The sequence below is a fragment of the Microseira sp. BLCC-F43 genome (assembly GCF_041929235.1).
Classification (GTDB): Bacteria; Cyanobacteriota; Cyanobacteriia; order Cyanobacteriales; family Aerosakkonemataceae; genus Microseira.
This window is the reverse complement of sequence record NZ_JBHFNP010000207.1, coordinates 14,407-34,886: the sequence shown is the minus strand read 5'-3', so window position 1 is coordinate 34,886 and position 20,480 is coordinate 14,407. Positions and strand designations below refer to the sequence as shown.

Sequence of the window (20,480 nt, the reverse complement as noted above, 5' to 3'; positions counted from 1 at the left end):
TCTTCACCGGGCTAAAGCCACGGTGATTCCAAAGATTACTCTTTGGGCTTCCTCTTTCCGCGACTCGGCTTACATTGAGGAGTTTCCTCGCCAATGCAGAGGTCGATGTCTCCAGAGGCGTTTAACGTTCCTGTGTGCCCCACAGTACGGAGTCCTTTCTCAAGTATGTTTCGTGCAGCATTCCAATCGCGGTCTTGAGTATGTCCGCAATGAGTACAAACATGTGTTCTCACACTCAAAGACTTCTTGACAACTTCCCCGCAGTTGGAACAATTTTGACTTGTGTAGTGGGGTGGAACTGCAACCGTCACCGTGCCAAATACCTTGCCAAAATACTCCAACCACTGGCGAAAAGCCGACCATGCAGCATCAGATATAGACTTAGCCAGTTTTCTGTTCTTCGCCATATTCCGCACCTGCAAGTCCTCATAGGCAACCAAGTCGTTAGACTGGACTACGCACCTTGCCAATTTCACGAGCATTGCTCTTTACGCTGCCTACTTACCTTGAGGTGTTTTCGACTCAGGCGGTTTCTCGCCTTAGCTCTGTTCTTAGAGCCTTTTTCAGTGTGAGAAAGTTTGCGTTGAAGCCGTTTCAATGCTTTTTCGGACTTTCTCAAATGACGGGGATTTTCAACAGTCTGACCATTGGAATCGGTGTAGAAGTGAGTCAGCCCAACATCAAGACCAATAGTCTTATTAGTTGGTTCTCGTTTCTCAATCCGCTCTTGAGCGATGCAAAACTGAACGTAGTACCCATCAGCCCTACGAACAACCCGGACTCGCTTAATCTGTTTCAACTGATAAAAATGCAGGTCACGAGTTCCCCACAACTTGAAACTCCCCGAATCAAAGCCATCGGTGAAAGCGATAGTTCTTCTATCCTCCGAGAGCTTCCAACCACAAGTTTTGTATTCAACAGAACCATGTGTTTGATGTTTCTTAAAGCGTGGGTACCCCTTCTTCGCTGCTTTCTTTTTGCAGTTGTCGTAGAACCGAGCAATAGCAGACCAAGCCCTTTCGGCAGAAGCCTGACGAGCCATAGAGTTGAGCTTGTTTGCCCAAGGAAACTCTCTGGCAAGAACTTTGCAATAACCACTCAGTTCATATCGTCCGATCTTTTGATTGTCCATCCAGTATCTGATGCAAGAATTGCGGATAAAACGCGCAGTACGGATGGCTTCATCAAGCCGCTCGTACTGTTGTTTTTCTCCCTCAAGTTTTGCCTCAAATACCAGCATTTTACGTTGTTGCGTTTGGTATAGATAATTCTATCATGTATGAAGAATCAAGAAAAGTCCCCCTAGAAGGGGGAGGCTTTAGACCCATTTTTTTGGTAAATTTAGCATCTGGGAACTCATGGAAAGATTTTAACTCCCAGTTAGTATTCCCAACCAGGGGACAGACCATCCAAAATCCACATCCAAGATTGCCTACCTCTGCTTTTCTCTTTCCTCTGCGTCCTCTGTGCCTCTGTGGTTCATTACCCGAGTATTCTTCCGGTGACAAGCGAGTCCGCTCTAAGTGCCATCAAACCTTACGATATTGTTTGGACAGCCAATCTCTCACCTCCTCAACCTTATGTCCCGTTCCAAAGCTTTACAGTATTACATTTTGGCGCGTTTGCTCCTAGCGCCGTTAATGATTTTGACCATCGTAACCCTGGTATTCCTCTTATTACGCGCCACACCAGGAGATCCAGTCGATGCATTACTCAGCGGTCGCGCTGCCGATGAAGCCAAGGAAGAATTGCGCCAGCGATTAGGATTGGCAGACCCATTGCTAGTGCAATACCTCCGCTATTTGGGCAAGATATTGCAATTCGATTTAGGGACATCGATTACCAGTCAGGGTCAAAACGTTTGGGAGATTATTTGGCAACATTTCCCCGCGACTTTGGAATTATCCTTATTTGGCATGACGATCGCTTTCCTTGTCGGCGTCGGCGTCGGCGCACTTTCCGCCTCGAAACCCAATTCTGCTTTCGACGCAGGCGGACGCTTATTTGGCATCATCACCTACGCCATACCTATGTATTGGTTCGGAATGATTTTGCAGTTAATTTTTTCCGTCCAACTCGGTTGGTTTCCCTTGGGTACTCGCTTCCCCCTCGCCTTAGAAGCACCACCCACAATTACCGGACTTTACGCCATCGATAGCCTGCTCAACGGCAACATCAGTCAGTTGCTGACATCGCTTTACTATCTCGCCCTCCCCAGCCTAACTTTAGGCATTCTAATCAGCGGTATATTCGAGCGAATAGTGCGAGTCAACTTAAAAGAAACCCTCAAAGCAGATTACGTAGAAGCCGCGAGAGCCAGAGGCATTGCCGAACGACGAATCCTGTTCGCCCATGCCCTCAAAAATGCTTTGATTCCCGTGATTACAATTTTGGGTTTGACCTTCGCATCTTTGCTAGGCGGTGCAGTACTAACCGAAGTTACCTTTTCTTGGCCTGGATTGGGAAATCAACTTTACCAAGCCATTTCGGAACGGGACTACACCACAGTACAGGGAATCATGGTCTTTTTCGGCGCCATAGTAGTCTTCGCCAGCATATTGATCGATATCGTCAACGCTTATATAGACCCGCGCATTCGGTATTAATAACGAGAGAGGGATCGCAGATCGACTTACTCCTAGTACGCCACCAGATTACCTATCATCTTCCCTTCTTCTTCGCTTCTTCTTCCTTGGCGTTCTTGGCGTCTACCCTACGGGAAGTCGCTGCGCGTCTATGGCGGTTCAATAATTCTTCCCTTCTTCTTCTCTTCCTTCTTGTCCTTCGTTTCGCGGTTCAATAATTCTTCCCTTCTTCTTCCTTGGCGTTCTACTCTTCGAGAAGACGCTACCCTTGTCTATGGCTTCTTGGCGGTTCAATAATTCTTCCCTTCTTCCACAGGGAAAAGACTAACGATTGATGTAGTTTGGGACATGGAAACCGGCGACCCCGATGACTTCCTCACGCTGTTACTGTTACTAGGACATCCAGCAGTCAACCTTAAAGCAGTAACGATTACCCCAGGTTCGCCGCAGCAGATTGGATTGGTGAGGAAAGCGCTTTCTTTTTTTAACCTCGATATCCGTGCAGGCGATATTCCCACATCCTGACAATGCTGAAGATGGCGGCGAAGTTTTGCGGCGCTATTGCGACTCGAATACAACGCTAACTACAGGGGCGTCGCTGAAAAATTTGGGCAGCGCAATCCGATTAAATTTCCCAGTCTGTCCTTGGGTCGCCCCGTGATTTGCTGGCGTTGGCGTCATCCCCCCAGATAAACAGTTAGATAAATTCAAAGGATTGGTAACTTGTCGGAGCTACAACCTCAACGGCGACCCGAAATCCGCTTTAGCTGCACTCGCCTATCTGGGTATTGCCGTCAAACGATTTGTCTCTAAAAATGTCTGTTACGGCATTTGCTATGACTGGGAAATGCACGGGCAACTCGCAGCAGTTAAAGATAAAAGTTTATCTCTATCCTTAATCTGGCAAGGAATCGATATCTACCTGCGCGTTCGCCCCCACGGGAAAGTGTTCCACGACCCTTTAGCTGCTTGCTGCGCCATCGATCAATCTATCGCCACAAGGGTGAGTGGGGTGCTAAACTCTCTCCAGGGTCGGGAACTTGGATAATTACGGACCAGACTATGACCGGGATAAATTTATTGCCAATTTCCGAGAAATAAAGATGAACCCGCCTCCCCACTTCGTCAGTTACGAGAAAATTGCCGATAGTCCGAATCAATGGAATCTTTCCCCCTCCGACTATCGCGCTTTCAACAAAACCTACTGGGTCGTCACTGAAAAAATTCACGGCGCTAATTTCTGCATCGTCACCGATGGCGAAATAGTCCGCTTCGCCAAACGCAAAGAGTTTCTGGAACCAGGGGAAGATTTCTTTGGGTTTAAATCTTTTGAGAGTCAGTTGGTCCCCCAGGTTAGGGAAATTTTCCAGATGCTCCAAACTTCCTCTAACCATCCCCTTTGCGTTTCAATTTACGGCGAATTGTTTGGGGGCGAGTATCCCCACCCAGATGTTCCTCCAACTCCCCATATCCAACCAGTACAAACCGGCGTCTACTATTCCCCCAATATCCAATTCTGTGCTTTCGATATTGCGGCGATCGCCAACAACAATCCCGCCTCCCGAACTTACTTCGATTACAACCAAACCCTCCACCTCTGTCAGCAAGTCGGCATGTTCTGCGCTTCCCCCCTCTTCATCGGTAAATACGACAGAGCCATTACCTATAACCCAGAGTTCGAGTCTACTATCCCAGCTTTACTATCATTGCCAAAATTACCCTTTAGCAATCGCGCCGAAGGCATTGTCATCAAACCAGTCCAATCTATCTGGGTCGAGACTCCCAAAGGCAAAATTAGACCCATTCTGAAAATCAAAATCCCCGACTTCTCCGAAACCCGCTTTCATCAGGCGCAGAAATGGAATCAGCATTCCTCTTATCTTGCCAGTACCGAAGAATGGTTAACTCAAGCACTACTAGCAATGGTTACCGAAAATCCCTTGCATAACGCTATCTCTAAAATTGGTAGAGTCTCGCCAACCGATGTCAAACTCAAATCCCAATTAGTTCAATTATTCGTAGCCGATGCCCTCGAAACCTTTCAAGACCAGTATGGAAAATTCTTTCAAAGTCTACCCCACCCAAGTCAGCAAACTTTAATCCATAAATTAGAAAACGAGGCCGAAAAATTTATTGGAAAATGTCTTTAAATGCTGCCATTTTTTCCCCGTGCCACTCCTGAGAATTCTGGCTTTTTCAATCTCCGGGCTTGTAATTATATCAGCAAATCCCAATCATAGCAATAGTATTTTGACATGGTCTGGAGAATTTACCAAAGATCGGTGGTTAATTGTTTTTTTTATACAATTTTTGCCTAAGTATTTATCAATGTTCCCTGACAATTTTGGCGTCCCACTAACGAAATTAATAGGGTTTAAGGCTTATCGCTCGCCAAAATGGCATTTTTAGTCATACGACGCCTTGATTATGATAATTGAATTTTTGGCCTCAAAGCAAGTAAATTCGTGGAATAATTGAGAATGGTGTCAATAAAAATTGACCCTTTACGTTCCGTTACACGAAATAAATTTTAAAATTTAAAAATGATTAGCGTTGTTTGATTAAATAAAGCTATATAGCGGGGAAAAGCCATTGCAAAATTGACCATTTATGATAAAATTCGCCAGGAGGTTAGGGAAGCTGAAACCTTGTGCCTAGCTAATCGATTGCCATCGGAGTAATCGCTAAAACGGGTTTATCCAGTTGGAATCTGGGTAATCATGTTGCGATTAGGCTAGAGTAAGTCCGGGTTATAGCGGAGGAACCAGGTGGGAAAGGTTTTGAATCAACAATTTGAGAAAGACATGGATGCGGATGAACTTTTGAGACGATACGCAGCCGATGAGCGTGATTTTGCTGGAATAGACCTACCTTTGGCTTCGCTGCGAGAAGCCAACTTAGTCAACGCGAATCTTGCGGGCGCTAATTTAAGTCGCAGCGACTTGCGGGAAGCAAGGCTAGGACAAACGAATCTAGCGAAAGCGGATCTGTCGAAAGCGAACTTGAGCGAAAGCATACTCTGGGGATGCGACCTGAGCGAAGCCGACTTGAGCAAAGCCGAATTGCGGGAAGCAGATTTAAGCGGAGCCAAGTTAGTGAAAGCTGACCTGGAAAAAACTAAACTCGCCAAAGCTTGCTTGTCCGACGCCAACTTAAGCGGGGCGAATTTAGAAAAGGCAATTTTATTTGCAGCCAACTTGCGATCTAATTCCGAACGACAAACCGACTTGAGCGACGCCAACTTAAAAGAAGCCGATCTGAGTTATGCCAACTTAAGCGGAGCATTACTGCAACGGGCGAACTTAAAGCGCGCCAAACTTTGCCGCGCCGTTTTAGGCAGGGGAAACGACAAATCCCACCCGACAGATCTAAGGGAAGCAAACTTACAAGAAGCAGACCTCAGCTATGCCGACTTAACCGGAGCGAACTTACAAAAAGCGGATCTAAAAGGAGCCGACCTTACCCGCACTATCCTCACCGATGCTAACTTGCAAGGCGCTATTATGCCCGATGGCAAGATTCACGATTGAAGGTGTAGCAATCCGATTCGAGTTGCGGGTAAAGACTTTTTTAAACTAAGCGCAGAGGACGCTCTTTCCTCTGGGGTCTATTGCTGGGATTCCTAAATCCAAAAATAAGCCATCAACAGAGTAATCGCTGTCAGAGGCAAACCAAAACGTAAATGCTCCCAAAAACTCAACTTGTAACCCAACTTAGCCGCAGCTTCCACAACAATTAAATTAGCCACAGCACCAAACAAGGTCAAATTTCCCGCTAAAGTAGAACCTGCAGCTAACAGCAACCAAGCGCGAGTATCTTCGCGCCCAATCAGCGGTTCCACCAACAACACCGCAGGCACGTTAGAAATTATGTTGGATAAAATTGCAATCGTTCCCAACAACCCCGCAGGCGTTCCCACCCAACCCGTAAATGCCTGTAAAAGATTGAGTTTTTGCGTAGCCTCGGTGAGAATAAACAACCCCGAAAACAATACCAAAAGATTCCAATCCACTTGCTTTAAAACTCGTTCTGGTTTGACCCGCCGGGTAATTAACAACAACGCCGCCGCGACTAACGCCGCTTTTCCCAAAGAAACCCCAACCACAAACGCAATTAACAATCCTGTTGTGATTACCAAAGTTTTAGTTAATAAAGGCTTGTGGAGGCGGTAGCGCGGTAGAGTAAAATTATCGCCAGCTGCGCCGGAACGCACCTCCGGATAAAGCCACCACAACAGTCCAACTTGTACGATTAAACCCGCTAGCGCCACCGGCGTCAGCACTTGGGCAAATTTTAGATAACCGATCCCAGAAAAAGTCCCAACTAAGATATTCTGGGGATTACCGCTCAGAGTCGCCACCGAACCCAAATTGGTAGCACCTGCGATTGCTAATAAATAAGGAATCGGATTTAACCCCAAAGCTTGCGTCAAACCTAACGTTAGCGGCGTAAACACCAACGCCAGCGTATCGTTCAAGAAAAAAGCCGATAAAATCCCGCCCCCAAACGTTAAAATCACCAACAACCCAAACGGACTGCGCGTAAACCGCAACAGCGATGCCAGCGCCAATTGAAAAAAACCCGCATAAGATAGATTCGCATTGACAATCATCAAGCTTAGTAGGAAAATTATCGTACCGGGGTCAATTGCCTGCCAACCCTCTGGCAAATCTAATACACCCAACGCAATTAAAAAAGCCGAACCTACCAAAGCAATCGTAGGTCGGTTCATCCTTAAACCAGGGAAATTTCCCCATACCAGACCCAGGTAAGTTACCCCTAAAATTAAATACCTCGTATATTGCAGCAGCATTTCAATAAACTGGAAAAACACACAAACCTAACTCTACTCTTTACCTTCGCGCTCTTCGCGTCTTCGTGGTTAAAAATAATTTTTAAACCGCGAAGACGCGAAGGACGCTAAGAAAATCTTCGTCTTACTCTTGAGACTTTGACAAAGCTGGGTGGGAGATGCCGACCAGAAACTTTGCCAGTGTAAGTAAAAGCGGTACAATTGCCAAAACATTAATATTAAAACCAAAAATATGGCATACTACGATTTTGATGACCATTTTTGGTCGCCCCAGGAAGTGTGCGGTCAGATACCGCAAAAAAACCAACAGTCTTGGGGAATCCAACATCTGAGCGGTTCGATTTTAAAATTGGCTAAAAAAGTACGGTTAAATCGCTAGGATTTCTCCATAATCGGATAGATAGCTCCAACCATCCCCCAAGCGATCGCGTCTGTTGCGAAAGCACTTGATTTTGTATCATCATCCGCTCCGATCGAGTTTCTCCTGGCTTCGGGTTATAATCTGCCTTGACCTAAGTGTAGAGAAAGATACACGCGGGTTGTGGTATTTCAGGTGTGGTAGGAGATATCTGTGGTGGATGGAGTGAAAATCCCTAACAACGAGTCAACTCCAAACTTTTCGCGAGAATCTGAGGAACCCGCGGGAGCAATTGTTCCCATAACAGCAAGGGTAGACAGTAACCAATCTACCGACGATCCGCATCCAATAACGAAGTGGTGGTTGTGGCGAGCATTATTTGTTTCTAAATATACAGAAAAGACCAAGTCAAGCACGGGAAGAAGGTCGTCGGTAGCTAGATGGTTGTTCTGGAGTCTGGTATTATTCCTGACAACTACCATTTCTGCAACGTTGGGAGCAACGCTGGCGCTGATCACGCCATTATCTACGGCGATATGTCCGCCACCCCGCTGCGTAGTGCCAGAGAAGCAGGCGCGATCGCTTGTAGACTTGTGGCGCGATGCCTTCTTATATCGCCTCACCCGCCCGGTTAATATATTAGTCATGGGGATAGACCGTGTTCCCAACATTCCACCCCACTCAAGCGCCAGCTTCAATGGTCGCAGCGATACGATGCTGCTGCTGCGGGTAGACCCCAGCGACAACTCGGTCAAAGTGCTTTCGATTCCCAGAGACACCCAAGTCGATAGTCCGGAATTAACCATCCAAAAAATTAACCAAGCCAACGCGGATGGCGGACCCGCATTAGCCGCCAGAATCGTCAGCAGCACCCTCAACGACGTACCCATAGACCGTTACGTCCGCGTCACCACCGATGCCTTCCGCGAACTCGTAGACTTAGTAGGCGGCGTGGAAGTATTCGTCCCCTACCCGATGCGTTATGTAGATAAAACTCAGCAGTTAAATATTAGTTTAGATCCGGGGTGGCAGTTACTCGACGGCGAACAAGCAGAAAAATTTGCCCGCTATCGCCACGATAAATACGGCGATATCGGCAGAGTGCAGCGACAGCAAGTGCTGCTAAAAGCATTGCGACAGCGTTTGGTCAGTCCGGCGATTTTACCCCGCTTGCCTCAGTTGCTGCGGGTGATGCAAAAATATGTGGACACGAACGTTAGTTTAGAAGAAATGCTGGCGCTGGCGAATTTCGGGCTGAAACTCGATCGGGCGGATATCCAAATGGTAATGTTGCCCGGTCATTTCAGCGATTCGAGACAGTATGCCAGTCACTGGATCGTCGATCCCAGGGGGCGCGATCGTGTCATGCGCGACTTCTTCGCCGTCGATGGCAACGATATTGCCCGCGAAACCAAGCGTTCCCAAGATAATATTCGCATTGCAGTTCAAAACGCCTCTGGCGAACCCCACATGAGTCGTCGAGTTGCCCAGTACTTAAAAACTTTGGGATTCAACAACATTTATTTAGTCAAAGATTGGCCCGAGCGAGAACGTCAAACTCAAATAATTGTACAACAGGGTGATATAGCAGCGGCAAAAAGACTTAAAGATAAGTTGGGATTGGGAAATATTGAGTCTGCATCTACAGGCGATATCGAGTCTGATATAACGCTGCGGATTGGAGAAGATTGGTCTTCTTATTTAGCAGGGTTTTGACCTCTCCCCCATCCCCTCTCCTGCGAGGAGAGGGGGGCTTTTAGTTACTGGTTAGCGATCGCATCCTAAATATCAGTAAAAACACCGATCGATTCCCCCTGGGAGCATAGTATATTGGAAAAAAGCTTCTGGGCGCCGCCAGTTATGACAAAGCCAAATATTCTGGAACTTGCCAAACAGGGAAATGCAGAAGCGATCGCTTCCCTAATCAACCGCCAGTTGCAACCCAAAGGCATTACTGTAAAAACCTCTATTAAAAACGATTGTTTGAACGTGATGACCGAAGCGGTGCAAGTACCAAATCAACAAACCCTTGTCGCAATTATACGGAAAGGGATAACCAGCTTGGGAGCAGCATCAATTAAGAAGGTAAAGGTTTATGGACGTAAAATAGGGGAAAGTTTTCCCGCATGGCATGAAGAATTTGATTTAGTAACGCAGAATCTGCCTGAGTTGGAACAACTGGCAAAGCAAGGTGATGCAAATGCGATCGTTAACCTGATAAATCGCTGGTTAAACTCTCCTAATATTACAGTTAAAGCGAGTTTGAAACCGGGTTGCTTACAGGTTATGCTGGAATCAACCCCAGTGCCAACTCAAAACATAATCGTTCCGCTAATCGGAGATAAATTAAACAGTTTAGGGATTGAAGATTTTAAGAAAGTCAAAATATATGCGCGAGAAATAGGCGAAGATTTTCCCGAGTGGCAACAAGAATTTGATTTAGAAGCACAGGTAAACCCAGTCAATGAAATATCAGCAGAGGTTGAATCTTCAAACTCAATTGTAAAAGCAAAAGAAAATAATCAACCATCTTTTTGGGGGTCAATTACCAAGGAGATCGCCAATACTACCTCCCAAGCAAGTAACGCGATCGCGCAGACAGCGACGGGAGTAGGTGGAACCATTGCTGATACAGCTTTGCAAACGAGTAAAAATGTGGTAGGAAAAGCGGCAGAAATTGGTGGATCGATCGCAAACAATACCTCAGTCGCCGGTAAAAATGTGGTGGGAAAGGCTACAGAAATTGGTGGAGCGATCATTAATACTGCCTCAGTTGCAAGTCAGACAATTGTTAAAAGAACTACAGATTTAGTCACTCCAATTGTTGATGCTACTGGGAAAACAATTCAAACGGCTGCAAATGCAAGCACAGATTGGCTGATCCGCATCATAGACAAAGTAGATATAGTTCAAGCTGAAACCGAAGTCACAAAATTACAAGAGCGGTATCCTGACGAACAACCGCGTCAAATTGCTCATCGCTTAATGTTAGATAAAGCCTTGCTGGCAGCGGGAAGTGGATTATTTAGCAATCTGATACCTGGAACAGCTATTGCACTAGCCGGAATAGATTTAGCAGCTACAACTGCATTATCGGCAGAATTAGTTTATCAGATTGCCGCTGCTTACGCACAGGATTTGCAATCATCAGAACGAAAACACGAAATATTAACAATTTTTGGTTTATCGCTGAGTGGGAGTTTAGCTATTGAGGCAGGTGTGGGTTTTTTAGGCAATATTCCCGTAGCTGGCGCAGCGATCGGTGCAAGTTCTAATGCTGCTATGATTTATGCACTGGGATATGGAGCTTGTCGCTTTTATGAAGCGAAGCTCAATCCTTTAATAATGGAAGCTACCCTGGAAACTTCTCAAGCAGAAAGTCAGAAGTATTTAGAAGCAGCCATTACTCAAGAAACGATTATGGATCAAATTTTGGTTCATGTCGTCTTGGCGGGTAATGCAGGGAAAACTTGGGAGATGATTTTGCCAGAATTACAAGCAGCGAATCTTAGTCCAGCATCTTTAGATGCGATCGCTGCCAATATTAACTCCCCACCCCCATTAGAAACATTGCTCGCTCAAATCGACGGTGATTTTGCAATTCCACTTTTGGCTCAATGCGAAAAAATTGCCCAATTAGATGGAATAATTACATCCCAAGAAGCTCAAATAATCGAAGCGATCGCCAATAAATTGCGTTCAGGCAAAAAGATATCAAATTGACACTCCCCGGTTTCTTGACGCGGGGTTTTCCCAGACTGCTCTATAATTGGTTTGGATCGATGCCCATTTCGCAAAGTTGAGCTAATAAGGCTTGGGATCGCTGTCTTTCCTGTTCAAGCATTGCTTCTGCCTGTTGGGCCCGTTCTTCAGAGAACAATAAAATATTACCTTGGGCATCCCACCAGCGCAACCAAAAGCCAGTTCTACCTTCGTGGGTTCCCTCCCATACTCCCAAAAATAAGTCTAATCCGGGAATCCAGTAACGCCCTTGCTCATCCGGCGTTTGGCGACTATAACGCCCCGACTCTAAACTATAAACCTCAACCCGCCCCGTAGTGGGTCGGAAAATAACATAACGGGGAACTTTGATTACCTGTTCGTAAAAAAACCACTTGCCCACATTTTCTTCCGACTCCACCGAGTATTCATCCCCATAGGTAGCCGAAAGAAATTCCATTACCACTTGAGGAATTGCACCTTCTGTGTTAGGCGTATAACTGCGACGCGGTTGTCTTGACTGCCAAGGATGGACAGGTTTTACATACATCCAGTCGGGTGCTTTGCAGATAATTCGTTCGTTAATCTCGGCACACAAAGCAAAATTAGAGACAATTAGTGCATCTTGGATTAAATCGGGAAATCGGGTTAAAGGCTGTTTCAGCGCCGCAGCAAGTGGAGGTTGGTCGGTATTTTCCACAGGAGCGTCCGGTAAGATAAAATCTTCTGGCAATACAGGCCAGGAAATTGATAATTTGGGAACTGGTGGTTGTGCGAGCATAGTTTCACCTCGCAGTCGCGCTATCTTAACCCCTTGATGTCTATTATGCACCTTTGTAAATCAAGATGAAAACAATGCCACAAATTACCCAAGACAACCACAACAGCGTAACCCTCAAAACTATATGGTGGCGCTTGTTTAGTTTAATTTTAATCCTCGCACTTGCCTGGTTTTGGGTGATGCTGAGTGCAACTCCCGCTTATGCACAAGCAAACACAATTAATTACACCAAAACTAACCTGCAAAACCGCGACTTTTCCCACACCGATTTAAAAGGTGCTGTTTTCGCCGCTGCTGAAATGAAACGGGCAAATTTCCAGGGTGCGGATTTAACCAATGCGATTTTGACCCAAGGAATTTTACTCGAAGCAAATCTTGAAGGTGCTAACTTGACGGGTGCTTTAGCAGATCAAGTGACATTTGACAAGGCTAATTTGAAGAATGCGATTTTTACTGAAGCAATGTTGACTCGCACCAGTTTTTTTAATGCGGATATTACTGGCGCAGATTTTACCGATGCGCTGGTAGACAGATATGAAGTAAAACTTTTGTGCCCTCGGGCAACAGGGGTGAATCCGATTACCGGCGTCTCGACGCGGGAAAGTTTAGGTTGCCGCTGATTTGTTGGCGATCAGTTGATGCATTTCTTCCCAGGAGAGAACATCGTGTAACAATGCCTGATAGCCTAAAGTATTCGGGTGGAGTCCGTCTTCGGTGAGGCGGGAAGTTACCCAGTCTTCACCCCGCGCCATCCATAAATCGAAAATATCCAAATAAGGAATGCCGCGCGACAGACAAGCTTGTCGAGTCGCTTCCTTGTAACGATATTGGTCGGCGCGGTTAAAGTAGAAACAATCTAGAAATGGCATCTTGGTTTGATCTACCGGCACCATTCCGACAAATAAAACCGGACATAACTGGTGCGATCGTAGCAGCAACGCCTCGATTTCCCGTTGAAAATCATCAAAGCTCGTGCAATTGCGTCCATCCCATCGTCCCATGCGTGGCGAATCATTCACGCCGACGGAAAGAATAATCGCATCCGGGACGCGATTTCGCAGTTCTCCCCGATGGCGGAACTCGTGTTCCAATCGCTGGGATACAGAACTGGTGCGATCGCCCCGCACCCCGAGATTGTACAGCACGTGACCCGGACTAGAGGGCGACATCCACTTGCGCCGCAGTCTCTCTACCCATCCGCCACCTTCAGGGTCGCCAAATCCATAAACTAAACTATCTCCCAACACGACTATTTTGAGAGGATGGGGATTCGCCCCGCGTAACGGTGTCAAAGCAGGTGCAAACAGCGATCGCATGAGCAATAACACTTATGTAAAGATAGATTAAATATTGGCACACCGTGCAGAACCTATACAATATGCCATTCTGGGTGTAACCGCTCCGGAATAACCAAAAGGGGTAAAGCAGCGCCTGGGAGCCACTAGCTGCTGGTACACTAGGGATGGGGATATTCCATCAGGATATATATCTGGTTCTATGCCAAAGCGTTCTAAGTTCGAGACAACCCAGGCTCAAATCATGTATCGAGCCGAAGATTTAATTAAAGCAGCTTCCAATCGCTACCGGATTACGGTGCAAGTTGCCAATCGTGCCAAACGCCGCCGGTACGAAGACTTTGACAATGGCGACGATCCGATGATGAAGCCTGTACTGCGAGCGATTTACGAAATGTCCGATGAGTTAACGCAACCGGAAATTATAGGCGAATAGAGTGATTAGCTAATTGCTAATGGCTAATTGCCGTCCATCATCCTAGACCATTGACCTATGACCAAAAAACTGAATTTGGCAGCGCTGCCAGTTATCGTAACAGGTCTTGTGGTTTTGGGAGCGGGGATGGGGCAATCAACGCCAGTGGGGATATTGAGTCAAAATCCGGTAATGGCTCAAGCTTTAAGAACCCAAGATCTCTGGCGGCAAGTATACCAACAGATGCCCGACTTGCCGCTAGAAAATCAATACGTCAACCAACAAAGCGGGAAAGTCGATTCAGATAATACCCTGGCGAGTCGGTTGATTCGGTATCACATGTTCGTCAAAGGGCGTCCGCCTAATTTTCGCTTGGATTGGAAACTGACGATCGCAGATTATCTGGACGCAAACGAACTGATGGAAGAGGGGGTTTATCCGGGAGGTGACACCTTGCGAGAAAATCCTATGGAAAGCGATCGCGCCGCCATCCAACGCCTAACTCGTCCTCAACGCAATGCCTTAATTCAAACCCTCGTCAATATTTTTAACCCCAACGCCGCACAGCAAACAGAAGCACCCTTAAGGCGGGAGACGCCACCGCTTACGCCCACACCCAATCCCACATCGCTTCCCACCCTACCACAACCGGGAGACGCCCAAAGACTTAGACTTTAACGATTATGGCTAATCGCTAATCGGTTTCTTCCCATTACCCATTACCCATTACCCATTACCCAATTCCAGCAATGGATCGTTTAATTAAAAGTGGCCCAGGTTGGCGCATCGGTTGGAACCCCAACGCCCAAGAATATAAAGGTTTAGTCGGTGGCGATAATTGGGCAATTGAGCTAACAGAAGCCGAATTAAACGACTTTTGCCGCCTACTGGCACAGCTAGCAACAACCATGAGTCATATGGCAAGCGAATTAATGGATGAAGAGAAAATAGCCTGCGAAGCCGAAAGCGACTTACTCTGGATGGAAGTCGAAGGCTATCCCAATGCTTACAGCTTGCGCTTTATTTTAAACGCAGGACGGCGCAGCGAAGGTAATTGGCAGCCAGCAGCAGTTCCAGGTTTGCTGCAAGCAACCCAAATTCTCAAAGTGTTTTGAATGGTTGTTATTTTCCAAAAAACCATGCTATACTAGCAAAGCGAATTGAAAAACATCGGGGCGTAGCGCAGCTTGGTAGCGCACCACTTTGGGGTAGTGGGGGTCGCACGTTCAAATCGTGTCGCTCCGATTAATAAAAAATCACCAGAACCACATCTAGTAGGTGGTTATGGCTATTTGACAGCCACTTGATAGTCAAAGCAATAGTCAGTCAATTCTCAATAAGGGGTGACAAGGGATGACAATACCAGACAAAATCTGTGATAAAACTGTGATAAACATACAAACATGGCAAGAACTCCGAAAGGCGGCGTTACTGTTGAAGAATTTAAAGGTCGGCTTAGACTCTATTGGTCGTGGGAGGGCAAGCGCTTCTTTTTGTATGTAGGGCTGCCCGACACCCAAGCTAATCGAAAAGCGGCGAGGATTAAGGCGGACAAGAACGAGCTAGATATTGTTTCCGGGAACTTCGATCCAAGTCTGGCGAAGTACAAACCGGAACGGCAACAGGCGATCGCTCTATTATCCCTATGGGACAAATTTGTTGATTATAAGCAGCGACAGGTACAGAGCGCGACTTTGGAAAAGTACCGGGGACTGCGGGGACATCTTGAGTCTTACTTTAAAAGCAAGTCTGCTCAAGCTGTTACCGAAACTGTTGGACTAAATTTTCGGGATTGGTTGCTTGAAAAATTGGAGCCAATTACCGTTCGCGAGCGACTCGTAATGCTTAGCGCTTGCTGGCAGTGGGGTATCAAAAAAAAATTAGTACAGGAAAACCCGTGGGCAGAAATCAAGGTATCAGTTTCTCCGAAGCAAAAGCCAAATCCTTTTACGTTGGAAGAAATCAATAATATTATTAATAAATTTCGTACAGCTCCACGCCTGCTGCATTACGCTGATTATGTTGAGTTTAAATTTGGCGTTGGCTTAAGAACAGGCGAATCCGCAGCTTTGCAGTGGAAACATTGCTCAAAAAATTGCTCAAGCATCTGGATTGGAGAAAGCATTAGTAGAGGAAATCGAAAGGCAACCAAAAATAATAAGGCTCGTACTATTTTTCTTACTCCCAGACTTCAGCAATTGCTTCAGAACCGAAAAAATGCTAATAATGCCACTGCCGATGTTATAATATTTACTAGCATGGAAGGAAATTTAATAGACTCGAAAAACTTCTGTCGTCGTTATTGGAAACCTGCTCTGGAAGAACTTGGAATTGATTATCGTCGCCCCTACACCACGAGGCATACTTTAATTTCGCATGGCTTGGAAACGGGAATGAATGCTGTCGCGATCGCATCCCTAACCGGACACGATGTACGAACTCTTTATGAGAGCTACGCTGGTTTAGTTAACCAACCACAATTGCCCGATTTGTTGCCGCCTTTCTCCCCCGCTTCATCGGTTGATTCTCTCTTAGAGATTCCAGATATCTCTGAATGAATTTTTGATGATCGGGATGATTAACATCGCCACCACATCTTATTAATTGATTCAGTAAAACCGAATTGTAAAGTACCTTTCCGCTGGGATTGCGTCCCCAGTGAATTCCCTCTAACAATTTCCCTTTTTGCCTATATCTGATTAGGGTGAGATCGCTACATCCCAAAATCTTCTTTGCAGTCAGACCATCACAATAAACTATCTGATTCATTTTTGTTCACCATAACAAAATTTGCTATTTGCTATTTCTTGCAATAGCAATTTGATATTTCGATACCGAGATCAAATTTCTTTCCAGATCTGGTTCCACCAAGAGTAAAGTTGATTTGCACCCCTGGAAATACTAACCCTAGCTATAGCCTCTTCGATCGCCTCATTAAGTGATTTTTGAGTGCCGCGATAAGAGGATGCGAATTCAAGCACAATTGCCTTAAAATCTGCGAGCGTGTTTACGTTTTTAAGGCGTTCGCTTAAAACCAACTCCGGTGGTTTTAGATTTTTTATTCGCTCTAACTCCTCTGTTGTGAGAAGTTTAGCCGCCTCATTAGTCACACCTGGATACTGTGCTTTCGCCGCTTCTACCTGTTCGTATGTGGTTGCAGCACGCACCAAATCGGCTAATTGTTCGGCTGGTGTGGGTATGGATGCGTTGGTTTGTGAGCCTTTGTGAGAAGTGGCTGGGTTTGAGGTAGCAATATCCCTAGCGCGAGCCACAGGTACTACAAGATCTAGCTCACTGGTTCTTATGGGTTGGTGAGCTTCTGTTGAATTTCTCTCTACCCCCCCTCCCCTTGTGACAGTCATATCAATATGACTATTTTCAATTCCTGTCTCTGTATGGGGTTCAGCGATTTCAGGCTCGGTTGTGCCAGTTTGGGATATGACTATTAGATGACTATCTATATGACTATCCTCAAATCCAATCACTGTATGGATTTCAGAGAAATTAGTCATATTTTGAACATTGGGTGTAGGGGGGAGGGGGGGTAGAGTATTTCTGGAGTTTTGTTGAGATTTTCGCGCCAACGAAAAAACTTTATATCGCTTATCGCCAGGAGCGGGCTTGCTGTTGATCAGGCGCTTCCGCGAAATCGCGTTTAATTCGTTGTAGATGCTGTTAGGGCTTATATCCTCAATATCGAAGCACTCAATGATTGCCTTGCCACTCATGGGCGAGGGATTGATGGTCAAAACTCTTAGAATGCGATCGCGGATGGTCAACTTAGCTGCCTGCTCCTCCTCCGATTCGCTGCTGCCCAAGTTCCGCCAACTGCTATCTGAAAGGTCAAGTTCGATATTTAGCTGTTGTCCTTCGGCATCCCGCGCGAATACTGATAGTAGGCGCTTCGGATCTTTTGGATCGATGATTAGTCGTTTCTTGTTGTTGGGGTCTGGCTTGGCAATCTGATCTATCTGCCACACACCCCAAGTTGCCCCGGCGATCGCAGAAGAACCGCGCAATCGATCTACTCCCAAAGCTTCTCGATCTTTATTGGTGTGGTGAATGAGTACTCCAGCAGATTTATACCGAGTTAGTGTCTCCTTAAGGGTATAGATATTGTCTGCAAACTCGGCTGAATTTTCCGATATTTCACTGCCTTTATTGATGCGACGAAGCGAATCAATGATAGTGACTGTCGGGCGAAAATCTTCTAGGATTTTTTCTAAGCTAGAAAGCTGCGAGATATCCCAGGACGGAACAATTTTGATTAAATCTTTGTCGCATCGTCTGAATCCGCGATTCAGCAATTTATTGCGGGTACTAGCAGGGGTTTCATCTGTGCTTACAAGCAACACTTTGCCGCACTGTACACCTTCGCCTAAAAAGTCAGCTTCGCCTGTTGCTACGGCATAAGCTAAATCAATAGCTAATAAAGTTTTTCCGCTTTTTGGAGCGCCTGCCAATACAATTGTTTCCGCTTCTGGCAGTATACCAGGAACAATCCAGCTAAGCGCGTTGACCTCTAAATCAAATAGCTCGTCTAAGTCAAAAACTTTTGTTTCTGGAGTCTGGGTTCGCGATCGCATCATATTCATCGCCTTCTCAACCCGCCTCGCACTCATTGAGTATTTCGGAGCCAACTGGGCGATTAACCTTTCGCGCTCAACCTCGTCCTCCATCTGGAGTAAACCTAATAGTTCAAGCTTGAAGCGTGAGCCTTCTAATTCGCGCTTGAGTGGCTTAATTATGTTGTTAGCCCATGAGTAATCGCTCATCCCACAAGAGAGTCTTACATTCTCTAAGCGGATGTTAGCGGCAATTTCGTCGTCGCACTCTTTTAAAATAGATCGTGCTTGTTCTGCGGCATGTTGAATAGAAAGAATACGCGATCTGGTGCGATCGAAGTCTACCGCAGCAGGTCGTTGCTTGGGTTCAACGGTTGCGTTGATCTGATAGCTCACACCGAAGTCTGAGGTTTGCCTTCTGGTCTCGGCTTCGTAGATTGAACACCGTTTTTCTGCTTTTATGTGGTTATTCCAATACCAAGCGGTAATGCAATTGTTTACGCCTTCTTCTTTGGACGAGGGAGATGGATTTGCGCGTTCTGCTTTGCGCCAAATATCCTGGATTTCGTGTAAATCAAGGGGCGGATTGCAGCGCATTGCAAAGTTATTGAACAATACTTCAGGCAAGTCAATAAATTGCTGTTCTATAGTTCGCAGATAGTTCGCCGTACCTATCAGGTCGCGGGCTAACTTCGCCCCAGCTTGGTTGCGTCCCCCCTGACTTACTCCTTGCTCTATTAGCATTCTCGATTTTTTAGACAAGCACTGCACTAAGGGAATTACCGCAGGCACGGGGACTTGAATATCGTCGTATTTAATGCCTTGATTTGTAGCTCTTGATGTCTTGGGAGCATCGAATAAGGGTTGAATAGGTTTTCTTGACTGCTGACGAGGGACGATTTTTCGTAAGTGCGAGTAGTCGTAGCGCTGCAATGAGTTGCGGATGATTCGGGATTGGTTGCCTAATGGATGCCAGCAGCCAGCTAAGCGCATTACCCGTGAGGGATTTTTAAGAGCGCCGCCGTCCGAATATTCGAGCAAGTCCCGCTGAAGCTCCCGCCAATCGTCAATCTCAATAGGTATGTCGAATACCCAGTAGCTATGGATTGATTTGCCTCCTGTATCCACTTGCACCGTAGGCTCTGGTAGCCCTAAGTGTTGCCATAGGTCAGTTTGGATATCCTTGTCTAAGTCGTCATGCTCGTAAAAAATGGCGCGCGCTGCCGGGACTTCCTTGTCTAAGTGTCCTCCGCCATTAACTACTAGATAAACGCCGCGCCCCTCCTTCTGGAAATGCGTAGCCAATCTGATAACTTCATCAATGTTACTAGCTTCAGCTTTTCTGCCCTTGTCTGTATCCTTGCGGGGGTCGCCTTGGGGGTAGAAGGCGCGTAGAAATATCGAATCACCTGGCTTATATCCCAGTGCTTCTAGTTGTTGCTGCACTTGGGTGCGGTCTATTAGTCGAGGGTTTTGGGAGAAGTTTGCAACCATATGTTAGGCCACCTCCTCAAAGCTTTCAAAGTTGGCAGCGGCGAATGCGAGGTCTAAAAACGTTTGACTTTGCTGCGTTTCTCTGAAGCGATATAAACACCTAATGTTGACGCGATCGCTTAATTTGTAAGTAGGTGAAACTTTCATCTTCTTTGCTCTGCCTGAAAAACCTTTTGATACTGCTTGAAAGTTCGGCAAAATACTAATCCTCCTCACAATCCAATTTTTTGAACGTTTCTCCAATCTGATAAAGTGTTGCAGCGATTTCGCCAACACTATGTGTTTCGTCGGTTCCGGTTTCTGTGTCAATAATTAATAGTTGCATATTCTGATGTGATGAGAAAAGTCAAAACCTAGAAGCAATAGCTTTACTTACAAGGTGCAGTATTTAAACTAGCTGGGTTTTGTTGATTTAATTGAATATCTATCTGGGTTATTCCAATATTTTTTTTTG

18 protein-coding genes, 1 tRNA gene and 1 pseudogene are annotated in these 20,480 nt (G+C 46.0%); 14 read left to right on the top strand and 6 right to left on the bottom strand.

Translation table 11 applies throughout. The features are described 5' to 3' along the window. Positions 1-35 precede the first annotated feature (35 nt). Positions 36-1,240: pseudogene (locus ACE1CM_RS28360) on the bottom strand (RNA-guided endonuclease InsQ/TnpB family protein). Between the two features lie 340 nt (positions 1,241-1,580). Between ACE1CM_RS28360 and ACE1CM_RS28355 the strand changes: the two are divergent. The 5 genes from ACE1CM_RS28355 (at position 1,581) to hetL (ending at position 6,115) form a co-directional block, all read left to right on the top strand. Next, a complete protein-coding gene (locus ACE1CM_RS28355) occupies positions 1,581-2,606 on the top strand; it encodes an ABC transporter permease (protein ID WP_374882206.1) in 1,026 nt (341 codons plus the stop codon). 327 nt (positions 2,607-2,933) lie between these two features. Further along, positions 2,934-3,110 carry a hypothetical protein gene (locus tag ACE1CM_RS28350; RefSeq protein WP_374882205.1) on the top strand — a complete coding sequence of 59 codons (177 nt, stop codon included), beginning with the start codon at positions 2,934-2,936 and terminating at the stop codon, positions 3,108-3,110. A gap of 190 nt (positions 3,111-3,300) precedes the next feature. Continuing rightward, positions 3,301-3,633: a hypothetical protein gene (locus ACE1CM_RS28345; RefSeq protein ID WP_374882204.1), complete on the top strand. Its 333-nt coding sequence runs from the start codon at positions 3,301-3,303 to the stop codon at positions 3,631-3,633. Beyond that, positions 3,626-4,735 carry an RNA ligase family protein gene (locus tag ACE1CM_RS28340; RefSeq protein ID WP_374882203.1) on the top strand — a complete coding sequence of 370 codons (1,110 nt, stop codon included), beginning with the start codon at positions 3,626-3,628 and terminating at the stop codon, positions 4,733-4,735. The genes ACE1CM_RS28345 and ACE1CM_RS28340 overlap by 8 nt, the downstream gene beginning before the upstream one ends. 630 nt (positions 4,736-5,365) lie before the next feature. Further along, positions 5,366-6,115, top strand: coding sequence for a heterocyst differentiation pentapeptide repeat protein HetL (hetL, locus tag ACE1CM_RS28335; protein WP_374882202.1), 750 nt, complete (start codon positions 5,366-5,368; stop codon positions 6,113-6,115). Between the two features lie 92 nt (positions 6,116-6,207). Here hetL and ACE1CM_RS28330 read toward each other — a convergent pair whose 3' ends face one another. Continuing rightward, a complete protein-coding gene (locus tag ACE1CM_RS28330; RefSeq protein ID WP_374882201.1) occupies positions 6,208-7,419 on the bottom strand; it encodes an anion transporter in 1,212 nt (403 codons plus the stop codon). A gap of 211 nt (positions 7,420-7,630) precedes the next feature. Between ACE1CM_RS28330 and ACE1CM_RS28325 the strand changes: the two genes are divergently transcribed. The 3 genes from ACE1CM_RS28325 to ACE1CM_RS28315 all read left to right on the top strand — a co-directional run bounded on the left by ACE1CM_RS28325 (position 7,631) and on the right by ACE1CM_RS28315 (position 11,479). After that, a complete protein-coding gene (locus ACE1CM_RS28325; RefSeq protein ID WP_374882200.1) occupies positions 7,631-7,777 on the top strand; it encodes a hypothetical protein in 147 nt (48 codons plus the stop codon). A gap of 195 nt (positions 7,778-7,972) precedes the next feature. Beyond that, positions 7,973-9,472, top strand: coding sequence for an LCP family protein (locus tag ACE1CM_RS28320; protein ID WP_374882199.1), 1,500 nt, complete (start codon positions 7,973-7,975; stop codon positions 9,470-9,472). A 144-nt stretch (positions 9,473-9,616) separates the two neighbouring features. Beyond that, positions 9,617-11,479, top strand: a complete 1,863-nt coding sequence (locus ACE1CM_RS28315) for a hypothetical protein (protein WP_374882198.1) — start codon at positions 9,617-9,619, stop codon at positions 11,477-11,479. A 40-nt stretch (positions 11,480-11,519) separates the two neighbouring features. On the opposite strand, the gene ACE1CM_RS28310 is transcribed toward ACE1CM_RS28315, so the two are convergent. Continuing rightward, entirely contained in the window at positions 11,520-12,257 is a 738-nt protein-coding gene (locus tag ACE1CM_RS28310; RefSeq protein ID WP_374882197.1) for a Uma2 family endonuclease, read from the bottom strand. A 74-nt stretch (positions 12,258-12,331) separates the two neighbouring features. Between ACE1CM_RS28310 and ACE1CM_RS28305 the strand changes: the two genes are divergently transcribed. Further along, positions 12,332-12,877 carry a pentapeptide repeat-containing protein gene (locus ACE1CM_RS28305; RefSeq protein ID WP_374882196.1) on the top strand — a complete coding sequence of 182 codons (546 nt, stop codon included), beginning with the start codon at positions 12,332-12,334 and terminating at the stop codon, positions 12,875-12,877. On the opposite strand, the gene ACE1CM_RS28300 is transcribed toward ACE1CM_RS28305, so the two are convergent. Continuing rightward, a complete protein-coding gene (locus tag ACE1CM_RS28300; RefSeq protein ID WP_374882195.1) occupies positions 12,863-13,573 on the bottom strand; it encodes a GDSL-type esterase/lipase family protein in 711 nt (236 codons plus the stop codon). The two genes, ACE1CM_RS28305 and ACE1CM_RS28300, sit on opposite strands and share 15 nt — an antisense overlap. A 181-nt stretch (positions 13,574-13,754) precedes the next feature. On the opposite strand from ACE1CM_RS28300, the gene ACE1CM_RS28295 reads away from it, so the two are divergent. The 5 genes from ACE1CM_RS28295 (at position 13,755) to ACE1CM_RS28275 (ending at position 16,525) form a co-directional block, all read left to right on the top strand. Next, entirely contained in the window at positions 13,755-13,988 is a 234-nt protein-coding gene (locus tag ACE1CM_RS28295; protein ID WP_226585161.1) for a DNA-directed RNA polymerase subunit omega, read from the top strand. A gap of 57 nt (positions 13,989-14,045) precedes the next feature. Continuing rightward, complete coding sequence (locus tag ACE1CM_RS28290) at positions 14,046-14,645, top strand: hypothetical protein (protein WP_374882194.1); 600 nt, start codon at positions 14,046-14,048, stop codon at positions 14,643-14,645. Between the two features lie 71 nt (positions 14,646-14,716). Continuing rightward, positions 14,717-15,082, top strand: a complete 366-nt coding sequence (locus ACE1CM_RS28285; RefSeq protein WP_374882193.1) for a DUF1818 family protein — start codon at positions 14,717-14,719, stop codon at positions 15,080-15,082. Positions 15,083-15,138: 56 nt separating this feature from the next. Beyond that, positions 15,139-15,212 (top strand) — tRNA-Pro (locus ACE1CM_RS28280). A 158-nt stretch (positions 15,213-15,370) separates the two neighbouring features. After that, complete coding sequence (locus ACE1CM_RS28275) at positions 15,371-16,525, top strand: tyrosine-type recombinase/integrase (RefSeq protein WP_374882192.1); 1,155 nt, start codon at positions 15,371-15,373, stop codon at positions 16,523-16,525. A gap of 282 nt (positions 16,526-16,807) precedes the next feature. On the opposite strand, the gene ACE1CM_RS28270 is transcribed toward ACE1CM_RS28275, so the two are convergent. After that, on the bottom strand, positions 16,808-20,026 hold the full coding sequence (locus ACE1CM_RS28270) for an AAA family ATPase (protein WP_374882191.1): 3,219 nt from the start codon (positions 20,024-20,026) through the stop codon (positions 16,808-16,810). Positions 20,027-20,029: 3 nt separating this feature from the next. Further along, entirely contained in the window at positions 20,030-20,173 is a 144-nt protein-coding gene (locus tag ACE1CM_RS28265; RefSeq protein ID WP_374882190.1) for a hypothetical protein, read from the bottom strand. Positions 20,174-20,480 lie beyond the last annotated feature (307 nt).

Excerpts from the sequence above, each read along its gene's own strand:
- ACE1CM_RS28325 (WP_374882200.1), top strand. The coding sequence starts at position 7,631 with ATGGCATACTACGATTTTGATGACCATTTTTGGTCGCCCCAGGAAGTG.
- ACE1CM_RS28300 (WP_374882195.1), bottom strand. The coding sequence starts at position 13,573 with ATGCGATCGCTGTTTGCACCTGCTTTGACACCGTTACGCGGGGCGAAT.
- ACE1CM_RS28290 (WP_374882194.1), top strand. The coding sequence starts at position 14,046 with ATGACCAAAAAACTGAATTTGGCAGCGCTGCCAGTTATCGTAACAGGT.
- ACE1CM_RS28270 (WP_374882191.1), bottom strand. The coding sequence starts at position 20,026 with ATGGTTGCAAACTTCTCCCAAAACCCTCGACTAATAGACCGCACCCAA.
- ACE1CM_RS28295 (WP_226585161.1), top strand. The coding sequence starts at position 13,755 with ATGCCAAAGCGTTCTAAGTTCGAGACAACCCAGGCTCAAATCATGTAT.
- ACE1CM_RS28315 (WP_374882198.1), top strand. The coding sequence starts at position 9,617 with ATGACAAAGCCAAATATTCTGGAACTTGCCAAACAGGGAAATGCAGAA.
- ACE1CM_RS28310 (WP_374882197.1), bottom strand. The coding sequence starts at position 12,257 with ATGCTCGCACAACCACCAGTTCCCAAATTATCAATTTCCTGGCCTGTA.
- ACE1CM_RS28275 (WP_374882192.1), top strand. The coding sequence starts at position 15,371 with ATGGCAAGAACTCCGAAAGGCGGCGTTACTGTTGAAGAATTTAAAGGT.
- ACE1CM_RS28285 (WP_374882193.1), top strand. The coding sequence starts at position 14,717 with ATGGATCGTTTAATTAAAAGTGGCCCAGGTTGGCGCATCGGTTGGAAC.
- ACE1CM_RS28350 (WP_374882205.1), top strand. The coding sequence starts at position 2,934 with ATGGAAACCGGCGACCCCGATGACTTCCTCACGCTGTTACTGTTACTA.
- ACE1CM_RS28265 (WP_374882190.1), bottom strand. The coding sequence starts at position 20,173 with ATGAAAGTTTCACCTACTTACAAATTAAGCGATCGCGTCAACATTAGG.
- ACE1CM_RS28305 (WP_374882196.1), top strand. The coding sequence starts at position 12,332 with ATGCCACAAATTACCCAAGACAACCACAACAGCGTAACCCTCAAAACT.
- ACE1CM_RS28355 (WP_374882206.1), top strand. The coding sequence starts at position 1,581 with ATGTCCCGTTCCAAAGCTTTACAGTATTACATTTTGGCGCGTTTGCTC.